This window comes from Pectobacterium colocasium (genome assembly GCF_020181655.1).
Taxonomy (GTDB): Bacteria; Pseudomonadota; Gammaproteobacteria; order Enterobacterales; family Enterobacteriaceae; genus Pectobacterium; species Pectobacterium colocasium.
In genome coordinates this window covers 3,627,885-3,648,659 of the sequence record NZ_CP084032.1, presented here as the reverse complement: position 1 = coordinate 3,648,659, position 20,775 = coordinate 3,627,885, and the positions used below count along the sequence as shown (strand labels likewise).

The 20,775-nt window shown below is 50.3% G+C and carries 14 protein-coding genes, 3 tRNA genes and 3 rRNA genes; 10 read left to right on the top strand and 10 right to left on the bottom strand.

All coding sequences use genetic code 11. The annotated features are described in order from the left end of the window. Window positions 1-5 precede the first annotated feature (5 nt). The 7 genes from clpB to LCF41_RS16470 all read left to right on the top strand — a co-directional run bounded on the left by clpB (window position 6) and on the right by LCF41_RS16470 (window position 9,341). A complete protein-coding gene (clpB, locus tag LCF41_RS16500; RefSeq protein WP_225085504.1) occupies window positions 6-2,579 on the top strand; it encodes an ATP-dependent chaperone ClpB in 2,574 nt (857 codons plus the stop codon). A 492-nt stretch (window positions 2,580-3,071) separates the two neighbouring features. Continuing rightward, a 16S ribosomal RNA gene (locus LCF41_RS16495) occupies window positions 3,072-4,612 on the top strand. Between the two features lie 86 nt (window positions 4,613-4,698). Next, window positions 4,699-4,774: transfer RNA gene (locus LCF41_RS16490), tRNA-Glu, on the top strand. A 260-nt stretch (window positions 4,775-5,034) separates the two neighbouring features. Beyond that, a 23S ribosomal RNA gene (locus LCF41_RS16485) occupies window positions 5,035-7,940 on the top strand. Between the two features lie 135 nt (window positions 7,941-8,075). Beyond that, a 5S ribosomal RNA gene (rrf, locus tag LCF41_RS16480) occupies window positions 8,076-8,191 on the top strand. Together the 16S, 23S and 5S rRNA genes with 2 tRNA genes alongside form the textbook arrangement of a ribosomal RNA operon. Before the next feature lie 52 nt (window positions 8,192-8,243). Then, window positions 8,244-8,320 (top strand) — tRNA-Asp (locus LCF41_RS16475). Window positions 8,321-8,552: 232 nt separating this feature from the next. Further along, window positions 8,553-9,341, top strand: a complete 789-nt coding sequence (locus tag LCF41_RS16470) for an endonuclease/exonuclease/phosphatase family protein (protein WP_225085503.1) — start codon at window positions 8,553-8,555, stop codon at window positions 9,339-9,341. Window positions 9,342-9,408: 67 nt separating this feature from the next. Here LCF41_RS16470 and mltD read toward each other — a convergent pair whose 3' ends face one another. Then, window positions 9,409-10,782: a murein transglycosylase D gene (gene mltD, locus LCF41_RS16465; protein ID WP_225085502.1), complete on the bottom strand. Its 1,374-nt coding sequence runs from the start codon at window positions 10,780-10,782 to the stop codon at window positions 9,409-9,411. Window positions 10,783-10,853: 71 nt separating this feature from the next. After that, window positions 10,854-11,609: a hydroxyacylglutathione hydrolase gene (gene gloB / locus LCF41_RS16460; protein ID WP_225085501.1), complete on the bottom strand. Its 756-nt coding sequence runs from the start codon at window positions 11,607-11,609 to the stop codon at window positions 10,854-10,856. Between the two features lie 43 nt (window positions 11,610-11,652). On the opposite strand from gloB, the gene LCF41_RS16455 reads away from it, so the two are divergent. Beyond that, complete coding sequence (locus tag LCF41_RS16455) at window positions 11,653-12,363, top strand: class I SAM-dependent methyltransferase (RefSeq protein ID WP_225085500.1); 711 nt, start codon at window positions 11,653-11,655, stop codon at window positions 12,361-12,363. A gap of 19 nt (window positions 12,364-12,382) precedes the next feature. Here LCF41_RS16455 and rnhA read toward each other — a convergent pair whose 3' ends face one another. Beyond that, window positions 12,383-12,949, bottom strand: a complete 567-nt coding sequence (gene rnhA / locus LCF41_RS16450) for a ribonuclease HI (RefSeq protein WP_225085499.1) — start codon at window positions 12,947-12,949, stop codon at window positions 12,383-12,385. On the opposite strand from rnhA, the gene dnaQ reads away from it, so the two are divergent. Together dnaQ and LCF41_RS16440 are read left to right on the top strand one after the other, a co-directional pair. Next, the gene (dnaQ, locus tag LCF41_RS16445; RefSeq protein ID WP_225088205.1) at window positions 12,903-13,640 is read left to right on the top strand and encodes a DNA polymerase III subunit epsilon; all 738 of its coding nucleotides are present in this window, start codon (window positions 12,903-12,905) and stop codon (window positions 13,638-13,640) included. The genes rnhA and dnaQ overlap by 47 nt on opposite strands. A gap of 171 nt (window positions 13,641-13,811) precedes the next feature. Beyond that, window positions 13,812-13,888, top strand: a tRNA-Asp gene (locus tag LCF41_RS16440). Window positions 13,889-14,011: 123 nt separating this feature from the next. On the opposite strand, the gene nrdF is transcribed toward LCF41_RS16440, so the two are convergent. The 7 genes from nrdF to LCF41_RS16405 form a co-directional block, all read right to left on the bottom strand. Further along, entirely contained in the window at window positions 14,012-14,974 is a 963-nt protein-coding gene (gene nrdF, locus LCF41_RS16435; RefSeq protein WP_225085498.1) for a class 1b ribonucleoside-diphosphate reductase subunit beta, read from the bottom strand. Between the two features lie 24 nt (window positions 14,975-14,998). After that, entirely contained in the window at window positions 14,999-17,080 is a 2,082-nt protein-coding gene (nrdE, locus tag LCF41_RS16430) for a class 1b ribonucleoside-diphosphate reductase subunit alpha (protein ID WP_250160560.1), read from the bottom strand. Window positions 17,081-17,157: 77 nt separating this feature from the next. Continuing rightward, complete coding sequence (gene nrdI, locus LCF41_RS16425) at window positions 17,158-17,565, bottom strand: class Ib ribonucleoside-diphosphate reductase assembly flavoprotein NrdI (RefSeq protein ID WP_010280810.1); 408 nt, start codon at window positions 17,563-17,565, stop codon at window positions 17,158-17,160. Between the two features lie 9 nt (window positions 17,566-17,574). Beyond that, window positions 17,575-17,814: a glutaredoxin-like protein NrdH gene (gene nrdH, locus LCF41_RS16420; RefSeq protein WP_039352306.1), complete on the bottom strand. Its 240-nt coding sequence runs from the start codon at window positions 17,812-17,814 to the stop codon at window positions 17,575-17,577. 690 nt (window positions 17,815-18,504) lie between these two features. Then, a complete protein-coding gene (gene speD / locus LCF41_RS16415) occupies window positions 18,505-19,299 on the bottom strand; it encodes an adenosylmethionine decarboxylase (RefSeq protein ID WP_225085496.1) in 795 nt (264 codons plus the stop codon). Between the two features lie 45 nt (window positions 19,300-19,344). After that, window positions 19,345-20,208, bottom strand: coding sequence for a polyamine aminopropyltransferase (gene speE, locus LCF41_RS16410; protein WP_225085495.1), 864 nt, complete (start codon window positions 20,206-20,208; stop codon window positions 19,345-19,347). 111 nt (window positions 20,209-20,319) lie between these two features. Then, window positions 20,320-20,667: a YacC family pilotin-like protein gene (locus LCF41_RS16405; RefSeq protein ID WP_010280797.1), complete on the bottom strand. Its 348-nt coding sequence runs from the start codon at window positions 20,665-20,667 to the stop codon at window positions 20,320-20,322. Window positions 20,668-20,775 lie beyond the last annotated feature (108 nt).

Here is a 20,775-nt window from a genome sequence, read left to right as displayed (position 1 = left end):
GAGTTATGCGTCTGGATCGTCTTACCAACAAATTCCAACTTGCTCTTGCTGATGCTCAGTCTCTCGCCCTTGGGCGTGACCACCAGTTTATTGAACCCCTTCACTTGATGAGCGCTTTGCTTCATCAGGATGGTGGAACTGTTGGTCCACTTCTGACTGTTGCCGGAGCCAATCTTAATCACCTGAAAACCGAAATCGACCAGGCAATCACGCGTTTGCCTCAGGTTGAAGGTACCGATGGTGATGTCCAACCTTCAAGCGAGTTAGTCCGCGTATTGAATATGTGCGACAAGCTGGCGCAAAAGCGTAGCGATACCTTTATCTCTTCGGAACTTTTCGTGCTTGCTGTGCTGGAGTCTCGCGGCACGCTGGGGGATATATTGAAAAAGGCGGGTGTTACGCAGCAAGGGGTAACAAACGCGATTGATCAAGTGAGAGGGGGAGAACAAGTGAACGATCAAGGGGCTGAGGATCAGCGCCAGGCATTGAAGAAATTCACGATTGATCTCACGGAACGTGCGGAACAAGGCAAACTCGATCCTGTGATCGGGCGTGATGAAGAGATTCGCCGCACTATTCAGGTTTTGCAGCGTCGAACTAAAAATAATCCGGTATTAATTGGCGAACCCGGCGTGGGTAAAACCGCGATAGTAGAAGGGTTAGCCCAGCGTATCGTTAATGGTGAAGTGCCTGAAGGCCTGAAAAACAAGCGCGTACTTTCATTGGATATGGGCGCGTTGGTGGCTGGTGCGAAATACCGTGGTGAGTTTGAAGAACGTTTGAAAGGCGTGCTCAACGATCTATCTAAGCAGGAAGGCAGCGTCATTCTGTTTATTGATGAACTCCACACGATGGTGGGTGCGGGTAAAGCTGATGGCGCGATGGATGCTGGTAATATGCTAAAACCTGCGCTGGCTCGCGGTGAGTTGCATTGCGTCGGGGCGACCACGCTGGATGAGTATCGGCAATATATTGAAAAAGATGCGGCTCTTGAGCGCCGTTTCCAGAAGGTGTTTGTCGCGGAACCAACCGTTGAGGACACGATTGCGATTCTGCGTGGACTGAAAGAGCGCTATGAATTGCACCATCATGTACAAATCACCGATCCGGCGATTGTGGCGGCGGCAATGCTCTCTCATCGCTATATCGCGGATCGTCAATTGCCAGATAAGGCGATTGATCTGATTGATGAAGCTGCATCCAGCATTCGTATTCAGATTGATTCGAAACCCGAGCCCCTCGATCGGCTTGAGCGCCGGATCATCCAGTTAAAGCTGGAGCAACAGGCACTGAAAAAAGAATCTGATGAGGCCAGCCAAAAGCTGCTTGAATTGCTGAGTGCGGAACTTGACCAAAAAGAGCGTGAATATTCCCAGCAAGAAGAAGAGTGGAAAGCAGAAAAAGCGTCGCTGACGGGAACGCAAAATATTAAAGCGTCTTTAGAGCAGGCGAAAATTGCGCTGGAGCAGGCTCGCCGTCAGGGCGATCTGGGGAGAATGTCTGAGCTGCAATACGGCAAAATCCCTGAGCTAGAGAAACAGTTGGCGGCAGCAACGCAGCAGGAAGGGAAAACGATGCATTTGCTGCGTAATCGAGTAACGGATATTGAAATTGCCGATGTGCTGGCGCGTTGGACAGGGATTCCTGTTTCTCGCATGTTGGAAAGCGAGAAAGAAAAATTATTGCGAATGGAAGATGAGCTGCATCAGCGTGTGATTGGGCAGAACGAAGCCGTCGAAGCGGTAGCGAATTCTATTCGTCGTAGCCGGGCAGGGCTATCTGATCCTAATCGTCCAATTGGCTCCTTCCTGTTCCTTGGCCCAACGGGGGTGGGGAAAACGGAACTTTGCAAAACGCTGGCGACGTTCCTCTTCGACAGTGACGACGCTATGGTCCGTATTGATATGTCTGAGTTTATGGAGAAACATTCCGTTTCACGCTTGGTTGGTGCGCCTCCTGGGTATGTCGGTTATGAAGAGGGGGGATATCTGACAGAGGCTGTGCGTCGTCGTCCTTATTCGGTCATTTTGCTGGATGAGATCGAAAAAGCACATCCTGATGTGTTTAATATCCTGCTTCAGGTATTGGATGATGGTCGTCTCACCGATGGTCAGGGCAGAACGGTCGATTTCCGTAATACTGTGGTCATCATGACGTCAAATCTGGGGTCTGACCTTATTCAGGAGCGTTTTGGTGAGCGCGGCTACACCGAAATGAGAGATATGGTGCTTGAGGTCGTTAGCCACAGCTTCCGTCCTGAATTTATTAACCGTATTGATGAAGTCGTGGTTTTCCACCCACTGGGAAGAGCGCACATTACGTCGATCGCACAAATTCAGCTTCAGAGACTATACAAACGTCTTGAAGAGCGTGGATATAGCGTCACGATGACGGATGCGGCTTTAGATATGCTCGGAGAGGTCGGGTTTGATCCTGTCTATGGTGCTCGCCCGCTTAAAAGAGCGATACAGCAATTGATAGAAAACCCACTTGCTCAGCAGATACTGGGGGGGAAATTGATACCCGGTAAACCGATCATATTAGATGTTGAAGGTGAACAGATCGTCGCACGGCAATAAATCTGTGAGTGAAACGGTAAGTGATAAACGGGGGCATTCGTTAATTGATGCCCCCGTTTTTATACGGCGAGCTCGGATTATGTTCACTTTCTGTATGTGAAGTATGCGAAATGGAGTCTTTTGGTTTGTTTTTGAACGGTTAGAAAATAATTTGCATTTAGCGCTTGTCAGGCGGCGAGAAGTCCCTATAATGCGCCTCCACTGACACGGCAACAGCGCAAACGCAGTTGTGATGACAGGAAAAAGATTTCATAAAGCAGTCAGCAATGACTTGACTTTAAAGCGGATTAGCATAGTATATGCGACCCGCGCCACGAGAGATTGTGGCACTGCTCTTTAACAATTTAATCAGACAATCTGTGTGGGCACTCACAAGACCGTATCTTAACGATATAAAAAGTCTTGAAGAGTGAACAACAGTAAATTCATTACGAATAAACAGTTTTAATTCTTTGAGCATCGCTGACGAGTTCAGCAAATCAAACAAATCTTAAATTGAAGAGTTTGATCATGGCTCAGATTGAACGCTGGCGGCAGGCCTAACACATGCAAGTCGGGCGGTAGCACAGAGGAGCTTGCTCCTTGGGTGACGAGCGGCGGACGGGTGAGTAATGTCTGGGAAACTGCCTGATGGAGGGGGATAACTACTGGAAACGGTAGCTAATACCGCATAACGTCTTCGGACCAAAGCGGGGGACTTTCGGGCCTCGCGCCATCAGATGTGCCCAGATGGGATTAGCTGGTAGGTGAGGTAATGGCTCACCTAGGCGACGATCCCTAGCTGGTCTGAGAGGATGACCAGCCACACTGGAACTGAGACACGGTCCAGACTCCTACGGGAGGCAGCAGTGGGGAATATTGCACAATGGGCGCAAGCCTGATGCAGCCATGCCGCGTGTGTGAAGAAGGCCTTCGGGTTGTAAAGCACTTTCAGCGGGGAGGAAGGCGGTGAGATTAATACTCTCACCGATTGACGTTACCCGCAGAAGAAGCACCGGCTAACTCCGTGCCAGCAGCCGCGGTAATACGGAGGGTGCAAGCGTTAATCGGAATGACTGGGCGTAAAGCGCACGCAGGCGGTTTGTTAAGTCAGATGTGAAATCCCCGAGCTTAACTTGGGAACTGCATTTGAAACTGGCAAGCTAGAGTCTTGTAGAGGGGGTAGAATTCCAGGTGTAGCGGTGAAATGCGTAGAGATCTGGAGGAATACCGGTGGCGAAGGCGGCCCCCTGGACAAAGACTGACGCTCAGGTGCGAAAGCGTGGGGAGCAAACAGGATTAGATACCCTGGTAGTCCACGCTGTAAACGATGTCGATTTGGAGGTTGTGCCCTTGAGGCGTGGCTTCCGGAGCTAACGCGTTAAATCGACCGCCTGGGGAGTACGGCCGCAAGGTTAAAACTCAAATGAATTGACGGGGGCCCGCACAAGCGGTGGAGCATGTGGTTTAATTCGATGCAACGCGAAGAACCTTACCTACTCTTGACATCCAGAGAACTTAGCAGAGATGCTTTGGTGCCTTCGGGAACTCTGAGACAGGTGCTGCATGGCTGTCGTCAGCTCGTGTTGTGAAATGTTGGGTTAAGTCCCGCAACGAGCGCAACCCTTATCCTTTGTTGCCAGCGGTTAGGCCGGGAACTCAAAGGAGACTGCCAGTGATAAACTGGAGGAAGGTGGGGATGACGTCAAGTCATCATGGCCCTTACGAGTAGGGCTACACACGTGCTACAATGGCGTATACAAAGAGAAGCGACCTCGCGAGAGCAAGCGGACCTCATAAAGTACGTCGTAGTCCGGATTGGAGTCTGCAACTCGACTCCATGAAGTCGGAATCGCTAGTAATCGTAGATCAGAATGCTACGGTGAATACGTTCCCGGGCCTTGTACACACCGCCCGTCACACCATGGGAGTGGGTTGCAAAAGAAGTAGGTAGCTTAACCTTCGGGAGGGCGCTTACCACTTTGTGATTCATGACTGGGGTGAAGTCGTAACAAGGTAACCGTAGGGGAACCTGCGGTTGGATCACCTCCTTACCAAGAAGATGTGGGTTGAGTGAAGTGCTCACACAGATTGTCTGATGAAAATAACGAGCAAAAGCGTCAACAAAGTACGGTGTCGTGTCCCCTTCGTCTAGAGGCCTAGGACACCGCCCTTTCACGGCGGTAACAGGGGTTCGAATCCCCTAGGGGACGCCAGCGCATCCGACCATTCCGGTGAAAGCGGGGGTCTTCAGTAAGTAATCTGCTTACCTCATATCTTAAAACTGATTAGCGATAGTCAGGGTTTAAGATATTGCTCTTTAACAATCTGGAACAAGCTGAAAATTGAAACATGACAGCTGAACATGCATGACTGCCTTCGGGTGAGTTGTGATGATTCTGTCTGTCAATGAGTCTCTCAAATAATCACAGCACGATGATGACTTTGATTTATCAAAGACACCTTCGGGTTGTGAGGTTAAGCGACTAAGCGTACACGGTGGATGCCTAGGCAGTCAGAGGCGATGAAGGGCGTGCTAATCTGCGATAAGCGTCGGTAAGCTGATATGAAGCGTTATACCCGACGATACCCGAATGGGGAAACCCAGTGTGTTTCGACACACTATCATTAACTGAATCCATAGGTTAATGAGGCGAACCGGGGGAACTGAAACATCTCAGTACCCCGAGGAAAAGAAATCAACCGAGATTCCCCCAGTAGCGGCGAGCGAACGGGGAAGAGCCCAGAACCTGAATCAGTTTGTGTGTTAGTGGAAGCGTCTGGAAAGTCGCACAGTAAAGGGTGATAGTCCCGTACACAAAAATGCACAAGGTGTGAGTTCGATGAGTAGGGCGGGACACGTGACATCCTGTCTGAATATGGGGGGACCATCCTCCAAGGCTAAATACTCCTGACTGACCGATAGTGAACCAGTACCGTGAGGGAAAGGCGAAAAGAACCCCGGCGAGGGGAGTGAAATAGAACCTGAAACCGTGTACGTACAAGCAGTGGGAGCCTACTCGTTAGGTGACTGCGTACCTTTGTATAATGGGTCAGCGACTTATATTCTGTAGCAAGGTTAACCGTTTAGGGGAGCCGCAGGGAAACCGAGTCTTAACTGGGCGTTAAGTTGCAGGGTATAGACCCGAAACCCGGTGATCTAGCCATGGGCAGGTTGAAGGTTGGGTAACACTAACTGGAGGACCGAACCGACTAATGTTGAAAAATTAGCGGATGACTTGTGGCTGGGGGTGAAAGGCCAATCAAACCGGGAGATAGCTGGTTCTCCCCGAAAGCTATTTAGGTAGCGCCTCGTGAATTCATCTTCGGGGGTAGAGCACTGTTTCGGCTAGGGGGTCATCCCGACTTACCAACCCGATGCAAACTGCGAATACCGAAGAATGTTATCACGGGAGACACACGGCGGGTGCTAACGTTCGTCGTGAAGAGGGAAACAACCCAGACCGCCAGCTAAGGTCCCAAAGTCATGGTTAAGTGGGAAACGATGTGGGAAGGCACAGACAGCCAGGATGTTGGCTTAGAAGCAGCCATCATTTAAAGAAAGCGTAATAGCTCACTGGTCGAGTCGGCCTGCGCGGAAGATGTAACGGGGCTAAACCATGCACCGAAGCTGCGGCAGCGACACTCAGGTGTTGTTGGGTAGGGGAGCGTTCTGTAAGCCTGCGAAGGTGGCCTGTGAGGGCTGCTGGAGGTATCAGAAGTGCGAATGCTGACATAAGTAACGATAATGCGGGTGAAAAACCCGCACGCCGGAAGACCAAGGGTTCCTGTCCAACGTTAATCGGGGCAGGGTGAGTCGACCCCTAAGGCGAGGCTGAAAAGCGTAGTCGATGGGAAACAGGTTAATATTCCTGTACTGGGTGTTACTGCGAAGGGGGGACGGAGAAAGCTAGGTTATCCGGGCGACGGTTGTCCCGGTTTAAGCGTGAAGGTGGGTGACTTTGGTAAATCCGGGTCATCGTTAACACTGAGGCGTGATGACGAGTCACTACGGTGATGAAGTAACTGATGCTACGCTTCCAGGAAAAGCCTCTAAGCTCCAGGTAACACCGAATCGTACCCCAAACCGACACAGGTGGTCAGGTAGAGAATACTCAGGCGCTTGAGAGAACTCGGGTGAAGGAACTAGGCAAAATGGTGCCGTAACTTCGGGAGAAGGCACGCTGGTGTAAGGTGAAGTCCCTTGCGGATGGAGCTGAGACCAGTCGAAGATACCAGCTGGCTGCAACTGTTTAATAAAAACACAGCACTGTGCAAACACGAAAGTGGACGTATACGGTGTGACGCCTGCCCGGTGCCGGAAGGTTAATTGATGGGGTTATCCGTAAGGAGAAGCTCTTGATCGAAGCCCCGGTAAACGGCGGCCGTAACTATAACGGTCCTAAGGTAGCGAAATTCCTTGTCGGGTAAGTTCCGACCTGCACGAATGGCGTAATGATGGCCGGGCTGTCTCCACCCGAGACTCAGTGAAATTGAACTCGCTGTGAAGATGCAGTGTACCCGCGGCAAGACGGAAAGACCCCGTGAACCTTTACTATAGCTTGACACTGAACCTTGAGCCTTGATGTGTAGGATAGGTGGGAGGCTTTGAAGTGTGGACGCCAGTCTGCATGGAGCCGACCTTGAAATACCACCCTTTAATGTTTGATGTTCTAACGTGGGCCCGTAAACCGGGTTGCGGACAGTGTCTGGTGGGTAGTTTGACTGGGGCGGTCTCCTCCCAAAGCGTAACGGAGGAGCACGAAGGTTAGCTAATCCTGGTCGGACATCAGGAGGTTAGTGCAAAGGCATAAGCTAGCTTGACTGCGAGAGTGACAGCTCGAGCAGGTGCGAAAGCAGGTCTTAGTGATCCGGTGGTTCTGAATGGAAGGGCCATCGCTCAACGGATAAAAGGTACTCCGGGGATAACAGGCTGATACCGCCCAAGAGTTCATATCGACGGCGGTGTTTGGCACCTCGATGTCGGCTCATCACATCCTGGGGCTGAAGTAGGTCCCAAGGGTATGGCTGTTCGCCATTTAAAGTGGTACGCGAGCTGGGTTTAGAACGTCGTGAGACAGTTCGGTCCCTATCTGCCGTGGGCGCTGGAAGATTGAGAGGGGTTGCTCCTAGTACGAGAGGACCGGAGTGAACGCACCACTGGTGTACGGGTTGTGATGCCAATTGCATTGCCCGGTAGCTAAGTGCGGAAGAGATAACCGCTGAAAGCATCTAAGCGGGAAACTTGCCTCGAGATGAGTCTTCCCTGGGTACTTGATACCCCTGAAGGGCCGTTGAAGACGACGACGTAGATAGGCTGGGTGTGTAAGCGTAGCGATACGTTGAGCTGACCAGTACTAATGACCCGAGAGGCTTAACCTTACAACACCGAAGGTGTTTTGAGTGATGATGACTCATAAAAAACAATACTCAGCTTGTTCGAAGATTGGTTCTGATGGTTGTGCAGAGAGAAGCGAAAGCGACTGAAGTGCGACGGTTGGAATGAAACAGAATTTGCCTGGCGGCGATAGCGCGGTGGTCCCACCTGACCCCATGCCGAACTCAGAAGTGAAACGCCGTAGCGCCGATGGTAGTGTGGGGCTTCCCCATGTGAGAGTAGGGAACTGCCAGGCATCAAATTAAGCAGTAAGCCGGAGTAATCTGGTGGTTGTAAAGGAATTCGGTGGAGCGGTAGTTCAGTTGGTTAGAATACCTGCCTGTCACGCAGGGGGTCGCGGGTTCGAGCCCCGTCCGTTCCGCCACTTATTATGCAAAAAGCCCTAAGTTAACGCTTAAGGCTTTTTGCATATCTGGTCATTCGAATTTTATATGGATTCCTCTCTTCCTCTCTTCCTCTACTTTCTGTTTTTCCCACTATTCTTTCCTTCCCTATCTCCGAGCGTACATTGCAAGTCTGCGATAAAATTCTTATAACAGAAGAGAGCTCTTTTTTGATAGGGTATTTAGTGTATTGAAATTGATAGTGGGTAAGGTGTGCGGAAAAAAACCTATGCAATGAGGTATGTTGCCGGCCAACCGGTTGAACGTATCTTTCCTCCCGGGGAAATGCATTATCCGGGGCAAGCTCTACCGACAGGCTCATTGTTGCTGGAGGGCGATATTTTACGCGTAATGGTGTGGAATATTTTCAAGCAACAACGAATGAATTGGCTTTCCGTCCTACAGAATTTCGGTAAGGATACTCAGCTAGTTCTGTTGCAGGAGGCGCAAAGTACGCCAGATCTCATCCGTTTTGCAACCAGTAACTACCTTTCCGCCGATCAGGTGCCCGCTATTATTCTCCCGCAACATCCTTCTGGTGTGATGACGCTATCAGCGGCTCAGCCGGTATATTGCTGTCCTTTACGTGAAAGGGAGCCCTTATTGCGTTTGGCCAAGTCCTCTCTGGTGACGGTCTATGCGCTTCAGAATGGGCAGAGACTGATGGTTATCAATATCCATGCGGTTAACTTTAGTTTTGGTGTTGAGGTGTATACCAAGCAGTTGGCTGCAATTGGGGAACAACTTGCCCATCATCAGGGGCCGGCTATTATGGCTGGGGATTTTAATGCGTGGAGTCAGCAGCGTATTAACGCACTTAATCGGTTTGCGGCAAGGATGGAATTACTGGAAGTACATTTCGTTGATGACCAACGGCGCAAGGCGTTTGGTCGACCGCTAGATTTCGTCTTTTACCGTGAACTGGCCGTAAACCAGTCTTCCGTCTTGGTGACTCAGGCTTCAGATCACAACCCACTGCTCGTCGAGTTTAGCCTGGTTTAATCACCATAAAAAAACAGCCCTCTACATCTGTAGGAGGGCTGTTCTTGTTAATGATTCAGATATGACGTTAAGAATCAGGCTTTATATTGCTGCTAACATAAAGCGTCAGACGATCGCCTGGCTGGATGTTGGCATTCTTGTTGATAACCGTATTCCAGCGCATCACATCAGCGATATTTACGCCATGGCGTTTAGCAATGCTTGCCAGCGAATCACCCTTCCGAACTTGATAGGTGATAGAACTGCTATTGCCTGAAGCTTTGGCAACCTGCAGCGTCTGACCAACCTTGAGCGCACCAGCGCTACGCAGATTGTTCCAACTCTGCAAATCTTTCGTGCTGACATTAAGCCGTGCCGCAATTGCCGATAAGGTATCACCCGAGCGTACCTTATACTGCTGTGGTGCTGGCGTTGTCTGTGCTTGTGCCAAGCGTGTTGGTTGAATCGCTGCGATGTCACCATCAGCCAGTGAATCTTTCAACTGCTCAACGTGAGCTTTAGGAACCATAATGTAATGTGGCCCATTGGGTGCGGTGACATTACGCTTATAGCCCGAGTTATAGCTCTTCAGCTTATTCAACGACAGACCCGCCATCTCAGCGGCTTGTGTCAATTCTATCTGTTGTCCCAGTTCAACCTTCGCTAATGCTCGGCTTTCATTGGGTTGCGGCAGACTTACGCCGTACTTCTTACTGTTCTTCAGAATATCGCTCAAGGCCAGCATCTTAGGAACATAAATTGACGTTTCACGTGGTAACGCCAATGCCCAGAAGTTGGTTGATTTCCCTTTCGCTTTATTCGCTTTCATTGCCTGCATGACGCGTCCTTCACCACTGTTATAAGCGGCAACGGTTAATAACCAATCGCCATCAAACATGGTGTTGAGCCGCTGCATCATATCCAGCGCAGCCGTCGTAGACGCAATCACGTCGCGACGTCCGTCGTACCATTGGTTCTGTTTCAAACCATAATTACGTCCTGTACCAGGGACAATCTGCCATAGCCCAGCGGCATTGGCGGATGATGTGGCACTTGGATCAAAAGCGCTCTCCACTATGGGTAGCAGTACCAGTTCCATCGGCATTTTACGTTGCTTAATCTGCTCGACTATCCAGTACATGTACGGCTCTGCCCGTAATGTTACATCGTGGAGATAGCTCTTATTTTTCAAATAACGCGTTTTTTGCTCGCGGATCCGGGCGTTATCCGGAACCTCCATCTTCAGCTCGTCGCCAATGAAGTTCCACAGATCTCGTTGCGCAAGGCTATCGTCATCTAACCATCGCGCTGAGGCCTCTCGACCATCTGTGTACTTTCCTGCTTCACTTTGACTTGCCGAAGACAAACTCTGTGCATGCTGCTTGGGTTGCGAGGTGTCATGTGGTGAAACCTGGCAACCCGCCAGCAAGACTGAGGCGATGATTATCGCTTTAGCCTTCATATGTTGGTCAATAGTTTGCTTAAAAGACGAGCAAGGATACTTTGATTAGAGGAATAGCACAACCTAAACCTTCAGAAGTAGTCTTTCTTGCTGCGTAGCATCTCAAAAGCTTGCCAATTCTCTATATTTTCAGGTTCTTTTGATAATTTTCTTTTTAAATCAAATTCATGGCAGCGAAGAAATAGGTTGATTCTTCTCTCCAGTCCTAATGTTGTTGGTAAACTAGACTGCGATTTTTCTCGTATCTGACTGATTTCATGGAGATAAGCTTCGATATCTTGATCTTCAGGCCATATAGTATTAGAAAATCTTAAGTTTGATAGCGTGTATTCATGCGCACAGCACACTACCGTATCATCAGGAAAATCTGCTATTTTCTGAATCGATTCATACATTTGTTTTGGTGTGCCTTCAAAAATACGACCGCATCCCGCTGAAAACAGGGTATCGCCACAGAACAAAAATGGCGCATTATAGTAGGCAATATGATCAGATGTGTGCCCTGGAACCTCAATTACAGAAAATTCCGAATTTAACAAAGAGACGGTATTTCCTTCCTCAACCAGGCTGGTTGCGCCACATTTAGCGGTTTCTTTTGGGCCAAAAACAGGCAGATTAGGGTAGTGCTTGAGGAGTTCACTGACGCCCCCCACATGGTCGTTATGGTGGTGAGTGAGTAAGATGGCTTCAGGAAAAAGTGCATGCTGATCGAGCACTTTAAGCACCGAGGGCGCTTCACCAGGATCGACGATCACACAGCGGTTTTCTTTATTGCTCAATAGCCAAATGTAGTTGTCCTGAAGTGCAGGGATACTGATAAGATTCATTCATCACCTCTTTTTGCGAGTAGCCTGAGGACGAGAACAGAAGATGAAATCGGCACAAATCCCTCAGACCATTGTTGCACCTGATTCATGGGATGATATCACCTGTGGGCAGTTTTATCGCGAGTCGCTGGAGTTGGCTTTATTGCCATGGTGGCCAAAACTCTTTGGCTTCCATCTTATCAAGGTCGGAGCGCTGAGTGCGGAAATCCACATCACGGAGTGCGCGATTGCGCATCAGGTTAACGTGGCTCCACACGGTGATAATCTTCAGGTCGTGGCTGATGCTCATCAATTACCGTTCTCTGAAAAGTCGATTGATGCCTGTCTGCTCGCTCAAACGTTATCTTATTCCTCGGATCCACATCGTGTTTTGCGTGAAGTTGACCGTGTTTTGGTCGACGATGGGTGGTTAATTTTGAGCACGTTTAATCCGATCAGTCTGGTTGGCCTAGGTAAGTTGATCCCCAGACTCAATAAAAAGCATCCCTATTGCAGCCGCATGTTTACTCAAATGCGTATCACGGACTGGTTGGGACTTTTGAACTATGAGGTTATCCATCAGACCCATTTTCACGTTACGCCATGGAGAAGAAATAAAGGGAAGTTGAATGAACATATCCCGATGTTAGGATGCATGACGCTGATTATTGCCCGAAAGCGCACGATTCCGCTGACGTTTACGCCAATGAGGACACGGTTGCGTAAAGCATCGGTGCGCCGCACGGTGGGCGCAACAAAGATATATCGGCGATGAGGCGCATGCCTATGGTGATTTACTCCGCCTGGTAGCCGGTGTCATCAAGCGTTGGCGCACTCGCGGCTGCGCGAGCGAGTTCATCACAGCGCTCATTTTCAGGGTGTCCGGCATGTCCTTTTACCCACTCCCAGCGCACAGAATGGCGTTGAATCGCGGTATCCAGCCTTTGCCAAAGATCGACATTTTTAACCGGTTTTTTGTCGGCGGTTTTCCAGCCCCGCTTTTTCCAGTTATGAATCCAACTGGTTATCCCTTGACGAACATATTGGCTGTCAGTGCAGAGCACGACATCACACTCGGTCGTCAGCGTTTCAAGCGCTGCAATAGCAGCCATCAACTCCATTCTGTTATTCGTCGTAAGACGATAGCCTGCACTTAACGGTTTTTCGTGCTGCTTGTAGCGCAGCAGGGCGCCATAACCGCCGGGGCCGGGATTACCGAGGCACGATCCGTCGGTGAAAATTTCTACCTGTTTGCGCATCTCTGGTAGACTCTCCCTTATGGTAAAAACGGCAAGTCTGACATAAACGAAAATGATGAGCACTGAAATTACGCGACAAATCGTCCTGGATACAGAAACCACCGGTATGAATATGCTGGGGGTTCACTACGAAGGGCATAAAATTATCGAGATCGGTGCGGTTGAAGTGATTAACCGCCGCCTGACAGGCCGTCATTTTCACGTCTACATCAAACCCGATCGTTTAGTGGATCCCGAAGCGTATAACGTACACGGTATCAGCGATGAGTTTCTTGCTGACTATCCGACGTATGCGGATATCGTGGATGAGTTCCTCGATTTTATCCGTGGCGCGGAACTGGTCATCCATAACGCAACGTTTGATATCGGCTTTATGGATTATGAATTTCGGTTGCTGAATCGGGATATTCCTAAGACGGAGACGTTCTGTAAGATCACCGATAGCCTGTTGATGGCGCGGAAGATCTTTCCCGGCAAGCGCAACAGTTTGGATGCGCTTTGCGACCGCTACCAGATAGATAACAGCAAACGTACGCTGCACGGCGCATTGCTCGATGCCGAGATTCTGGCTGAAGTTTATCTGGCGATGACCGGTGGCCAAACGTCTCTAGCTTTCTCAATGGAAGGCGAAACGCAGCAGAAGAATGAGAATACTGAAACGATCCAGAGAATTGTTCGTCCTCAATCGGCGTTAAAGGTGCTTTATGCAGATGAGGCTGAACTGTTAGCACATGAACAGCGTCTGGATTTAATTGCGAAAAAAGGCGGTAGCTGCTTGTGGCGGGCTGAATAATATCGCCGTATCGCCGACCTTGATGTAGTGAAATAGAGCGCTCGCGTGCACCACGGGCGAGAGAATAATCAGTAAGATGAAATTATAAGCAAACAGAAACGGTTAGTTATAAAAAGCATTGACGTAATAGTGCCATCATCTTAGTATTCATCCCGCTCAGTGAGCATGAGTGGAGCGGTAGTTCAGTTGGTTAGAATACCTGCCTGTCACGCAGGGGGTCGCGGGTTCGAGCCCCGTCCGTTCCGCCACTTTTTATGAAGACCCTGAATCAGCAATGACTCAGGGTTTTTTCATTTCTGGGTTTATCGAAAAAGACTGTAGATAAGCGGCTATAGAAAAATGCGGCCGCCTGAAAAACAGCGGCCGTTTTTTTAGAAATCCCAATCTTCGTCTTCAGTGTTGACGGCTTTACCGATCACATAAGATGAACCGGAGCCAGAGAAGAAGTCGTGGTTCTCATCCGCGTTTGGCGATAGCGCCGAAAGAATCGCGGGATTCACATCCGTCATGCTGGTGGGGAACAGCGCTTCATAACCCAGATTCATTAGCGCTTTGTTCGCGTTGTAGTGGAGGAATTTCTTCACATCTTCCGTCCAGCCGACGCCGTCATACAGTTCCTGCGTATACAACACCTCATTGTCGTACAAATCCTGTAGCAGATCGTAGGCGAAATTCTTCACCTGTTGCTGACGAGCGGGATCGGCCTTCGCCAACCCGCGTTGGAATTTGTAGCCGATATAGTAGCCGTGTACTGCTTCGTCGCGGATGATGAGTCGGATTAAATCCGCCGTGTTGGTCAGTTTGGCGCGGCTGGACCAGTACATCGGCAGGTAGAATCCAGAATAGAACAGGAATGACTCCAGAAACACGCTAGCGACTTTCTTCATCAGCGGATCGTCACTACGGTAGTGCGACAGAATAATGTCGGACTTCTTCTGTAGTGCTGGATTCTCTTCGCTCCAGCGATACGCATCGTCCACTTCACTCGTCAGGCACAGCGTCGAGAAAATCGAGCTGTATGAGCGGGCATGCACCGCTTCCATAAAGCTGATGTTAGACAGCACGGCTTCTTCATGTGGTGTCACAGCATCAGGCATGAGCGTCGGCGCGCCCAGCGTATTTTGGATGGTGTCCAGCAGCGTCAGACCAGTGAAAACGCGGATCGTCAACTGACGTTCGCGGGCATTCAACGTACTCCAGGACGGAATATCGTTCGACAGTGGCACCTTTTCTGGTAGCCAGAAGTTAGAGGTCAGGCGGTTCCAGACTTCCAAATCTTTATCGTCTTCAATTTTGTTCCAGTTAATCGCCTGGACGCGAGAGAGTGCGGTCATGCTTCGATTTCCTTCCGCGATGGCTTATAGCGCACAGGACACACAGCCCTGAACTTCGGTGCCTTCCAGCGCCATCTGCCGTATGCGAATGTAGTAAATAGTCTTAATGCCTTTGGTCCAGGCGTAGATCTGCGCTTTATTGATGTCACGCGTCGTGGCGGTATCACGGAAAAACAGCGTCAGCGACAGTCCCTGATCGACGTGCTGCGTGGCGGCGGCATAGGTGTCGATAATCTTCTGCGGCCCGATTTCATAGGCATCCTGGTAATACTCCAGATTGTCATTGTTCATATACGGGGCAGGGTAGTAGACGCGGCCGATCTTGCCCTCTTTACGAATTTCGATGCGTGACACAATCGGGTGAATACTGGACGTCGAGTGGTTGATATACGAAATTGAACCGGTCGGTGGCACGGCCTGCAAGTTCTGGTTATAAATGCCGTGTGCCATGACGGATTCGCGCAGTGCCGCCCAGTCCTGTTGAGTGGGAATGTCGATGTCAGCCAGTTCAAACAGTTCACGGGCGCGCGCTGTTGTAGGTTCCCAACGCTGTTCAATGTATTTATCAAAATACTCGCCCGTGGCGTATTTGGAGTGTTCGAAGCCAGAGAAGCGCTGATTTCGCTCGATTGCTAACGCATTCGATGCCCGAATCGCGTGGAAAGCGACGGTGTAGAAATAGATATTGGTGAAATCGACAGCTTCTTCTGTACCGTAAAAGATACGTTCTTTCGCCAGATAGCCGTGCAGGTTCATCTGGCCTAAGCCAATCGCATGTGACTCGTCGTTGCCTTTCTCAATGGACGGTACGGAGCGGATGTGGCTCATGTCGGAAACGGCGGTCAGCGCGCGGATCGCCATTTCAACCGTCTGGCCGAAATCGGGCGAGGCCATTGCGTTGGCAATATTCATCGAGCCGAGGTTACAGGAAATGTCCTTGCCAATGTGGCGATAGCCAAGATCGTCGTCGTACAGGCTGGCGTCGTTGACCTGCAAAATTTCAGAGCACAGGTTACTCATATTGATGCGGCCGTGAATCGGGTTCGCGCGATTCACGGTATCCTCAAACATCATGTAGGGATAGCCGGACTCGAACTGGATTTCGGCGAGGATCTGGAAGAATTCGCGCGCCTTGATTTGGGATTTGCGGATGCGCTTGTCGTTCACCATCTCGTGGTATTTTTCGGTGACGCTAATTTCCGACAGCGGCACGCCATAAACCTGCTCGACGTCATAAGGCGAGAACAGGTACATCACCTGATTATTTTTCGCCAACTGGAACGTGATATCGGGGATGACCACCCCCAAAGACAGCGTCTTGATGCGAATTTTCTCATCGGCATTTTCCCGCTTGGTATCCAGAAAACGCAGAATATCTGGGTGATGTGCATGCAGGTACACCGCACCTGCACCCTGACGCGCTCCAAGCTGGTTAGCGTAGGAGAAGGCATCTTCCAGCATTTTCATGATCGGGATAATGCCGGACGACTGGTTTTCGATACGTTTGATCGGCGCACCGGTTTCGCGGATGTTGCTGAGCATGAAGGCCACGCCGCCGCCGCGTTTTGAGAGCTGAAGCGCGGAGTTAATCGCGCGACCAATCGACTCCATATTGTCTTCAATACGCAGCAGGAAGCAGGAGACCAGTTCGCCGCGCTGCTTTTTGCCGCAGTTGAGGAACGTGGGGGTCGCGGGCTGGAAGCGTCCACTGATGATTTCATCGACCAGCGCGCTAGCCAGTGCGGTGTCCCCTTTGGCGAGGGTCAATGCCACGAGGCAGACGCGATCTTCATAGCGCTCCAGATAGCGCTTGCCGTCAAAGGTTTTCAGCGTATAGCCGGTGTAGTATTTGAACGCACCCAGGAAGGTTTGAAAGCGGAATTTGTGAGCGTAAGCCTGCTGGAAAAGGCTTTTGATGAAATCGAACTGATATTGATCCAGCACTTCCGCTTCGTAATAGCCTTCTTCCACCAGATAACGCAGTTTTTCTTCCAGGTTGTGGAAGAACACGGTGTTCTGGTTTACGTGCTGTAGGAAATAACGGCGTGCCGCGAGCTTATCCATATCGAACTGAATATTTCCCTCTGCGTCGTAGAGGTTGAGCATCGCGTTCAGCGCATGGTAGTCGAGTGTATGGTAATCGAGCGAGTGGGCATCCGAGTCTGTCTTGGTTGCTTTTGCACTCACGTGGTCTGTTGTTGCCAAAATTCAGTTACTCCCTTACGCACGTTTGCAACGTCTTCTGCCGTGCCGAGCAATTCAAAGCGGTACAGGTAAGGCACCTGACATTTCTGCGCAATGATGTCACCGGCGATGCAGTACGCTGCACCGAAATTGGTATTGCCTGCGGCAATCACGCCGCGCAGGTAAGCGCGATTGTGCGGATCGTTGAGAAAGATGATGACCTGACGCGGCACAGCCCCTTTCGTGCTGCCTCCGCCGTAGCTGGGGACAACCAGGATATAGGGGCGATCAACTTTCAATGCAGGCTGTTCTGTCGCTATCGGGATTCTCAGGGCGGGTAAGCCCACCCTGGAAATGAAGCGATGCGTGTTTTCCGACTGGCTGGAGAAATAGACCAGCGGGTTCATATTGCCCCCTTACTGCAATTGCAAGGCGGCGTTCAGAGTACTGATCTTATCCGGGCGGAAACCACTCCAATGATCGTCGGCCGTCATCACGACGGGCACCTGCTGATAGCCCAACGCTCTTACCTGCTGTAACGCCTGTTCATCTTCAGTTAAGTCCACCAGTTGATAGTGAATTCCTTGCTTATCCAGCGCACGACATGTGGCGTTGCATTGAACACAATCTGGTTTGGTGAAAATAGTAATACGCATGATTCGTATTTACCCTTTGGCGTGAAAGAAGTATGTCGGAGCGGCTATCCTCAGGGCATATGCACCCGAACCGATCCACTGGGTAGCGACGTGTTACGCGAGCGCCACACAAGGAATACTAGATGTGGGTGTTTTAAATTTCAACCACACAAGATATATGATTTTTAGTTGACCTTATACAAATTGACGCAACCCCTGATGCAGCAAGGCTGGTAGAGAATGCAAGTAAAAAATGCAGAAATAAATAAATGTGATGCGCATCATTTTTGACGAAATAGTGTGCGAAGAAATGAAAGAGAGATGAACTCACTACACCTCAATCTTCCTCAGGCGCTGTACCTTGTACATAAATACAAGGAGTCATCATGGGTTTTGTCCTTATCCGGCGTAAAAATTATGCAGCGGTGGGCATGAACACCGAGTGAGCGGCATGGAGGCCGCGAAAGCCAGTGCCGCGTCGGGAACGCGTCACTGGCGGCTCGAAGAGTGGTCATGAACACCGATGGCCCCGCGTAGCGGCATAATTTAGCCGGAAGCCTGGGTTCGCAGGGGGGCGGCGATTGAGCGCCCCTGCGTCGGGCGCGTGCTACGGGGGAGCATGAAAATGATGACACCATCGCGCACGAAACCGTCTCTTAGTCGGCATAAAAATGTAACTAAGAGACAACCCTGTGAAGGGAGAGGTATCGATTACATTACCGGCAGGTTTCTACCGTAATAGATTTCCTGCATTTCGTGATACAGCAGATCGGTGATTCTTTTCCGTTCAGCAGCGCTGAGTTCTTCTGGGCTGACGTTGAACAGGTAGTGTTTCAGGTCGAAGTCTTTCAATAACATTTTGGTATGGAAGATATTTTCCTGATACACGTTCACGTCCATCATGTGATAAAGCGCTTTCATGTCCTCGGACATGAAGTTCTGAATCGAGTTGATCTGGTGATCGATGAAATGTTTTATGCCATTGACATCACGGGTAAATCCCCGCACGCGATAGTCGATGGTCACAATATCGGATTCAAGCTGGTGGATGAGGTAGTTCAGCGCCTTCAGCGGTGAAATTACGCCACAGGTAGACACTTCGATATCTGCGCGGAAGGTACAAAGCCCGCCTTCCGGGTGGCTTTCTGGATAGGTATGAACACAGATATGGCTTTTATCCAGATGCGCGACGACGGAATGGGGCAGCGGCCCTGGGTGTTCGGAGGTATCGACATCGCGCGGATCGATGGGTTCTTCGCTGACCAAGATGGTCACGCTGGCGCCTTGTGGTTCATAGTCCTGACGTGCGATGTTAAGGACGTTGGCACCGATAATTGAGCAGGTTTCAGTGAGGATTTCTGTTAAACGGTTAGCGTTATATTGTTCGTCGATATAGGCGATATAACCGTCACGATCGTCGGCCGTTTTGGTGTAACAGATATCGTAAATACAAAAACTCAGGCTTTTCGTCAGGTTGTTAAAGCCGTGTAGTTTCAGCTTGTGCAATTTAAGTCACCCCCTTGTGGTTGTGTGATTACCCTAAGTGATGGATTATTGCGCATTCTGTAGCGCACTCAACAGATACTGTGGCAGGGCAAAGCTGCCGAGGTGAACATCAGGCGTGTAATAGCGACAGGTCATCCCCGACTGCGCAACACGCTGGCGCAGCGTGGCGGCGTCTATCTGGCGCAGTGCCGGGTTATTGCTGGCCCAGGCGAACGTCATAATGCCGCCGTAGTAAGTCGGGATCGCCGCCTGATAAAAGCTGACATCACTGAAATAGTGACTGAGTTTTTTATGGCTACCGACGGCTTCATCCTGTTGCAGGAAACACACGCCATTCTGTGCAACGAAAATTCCCCCTTCGTTCAGGCAGCGGGCGCAGCCCTGATAGAAATCGGAAGTGAACAGACTTTCGCCGGGGCCGATAGGGTCGGTGCAATCGGAAATAATGACGTCAAACTTTTCACCGCACTGTCGGACGAAATTAACGCCGTCATCAATCACCAGATTAAAACGCGGGTCGTCATAGCTACCGGCGCTGTGATTGGGCAAGTACTGGCGACAGAACTCCACCACGCCCGCATCGATCTCCACCATCGTGATCTGTTCGACGCTATGGTGTCGGCTGACTTCCCGCAGCATACCGCCATCGCCGCCACCGATAATCAGGACGCGTTTGGCGTTGCCGTGTGACAGGAGAGGAACGTGGGTGAGCATTTCGTGATAGATGAATTCATCGCGCTCGGTGGTTTGCACCACGCCGTCGAGCGCCATGACACGGCCTAATGCGTCGTTTTCAAAAATGATGAGATCTTGATGATCGGTCTTCTCGTGATACAACACGCGATCAACCGAAAAATACTGGCCAAAGTTGGCATGCAGGGTTTCATACCAAATTTCTTTCTGGGACATGTTAGGGCTTCCTCCGCGATAACAGCCATGAAAATTGGCGCGCCATCATAGCCGACTCTTTTACCGCTTGCACGGTCAAATTTCAGTCAGCGCGGAGGAGGGGGAAGGGCGTTACTGTGCGTAGGAAAGTAAACCGAGCGAATTACGTGCCAGGGACTGGCATTTTTTCGGGGTCGGGATAGCGATTTTGCTCAGGTCGCGATAGCTGTCTTCGCCCATCGCGGTCATGTCGTAGGCGCTGTAGTTGCTGAGATCCCAGCGGTTCTGCTGAGCAAAGGCGACCAACGTCCGACGAATCTGCTCATTCGGCAGATCCTGATAGCCACAGTGGTTTTTCAAATAAACAAAGATCGCGGTCAGATCGGCAAGATCTTCCGCTTCAAATTCATTCAGCGCCTTGCTGGCGGAAGAGAAGCTCATCAGGCTTAGCAGGAGCAGAGCCAGCGCAGAGTTTTTCATGGTTGAACCTGTTCCAAATGTTGTCAGATGACGTTATCACAGATATCCCATGAGGTTCCAAGTTTTCTTATGGGAAACCTCCGATTGCGATAAAAAATAGCGGTGGAA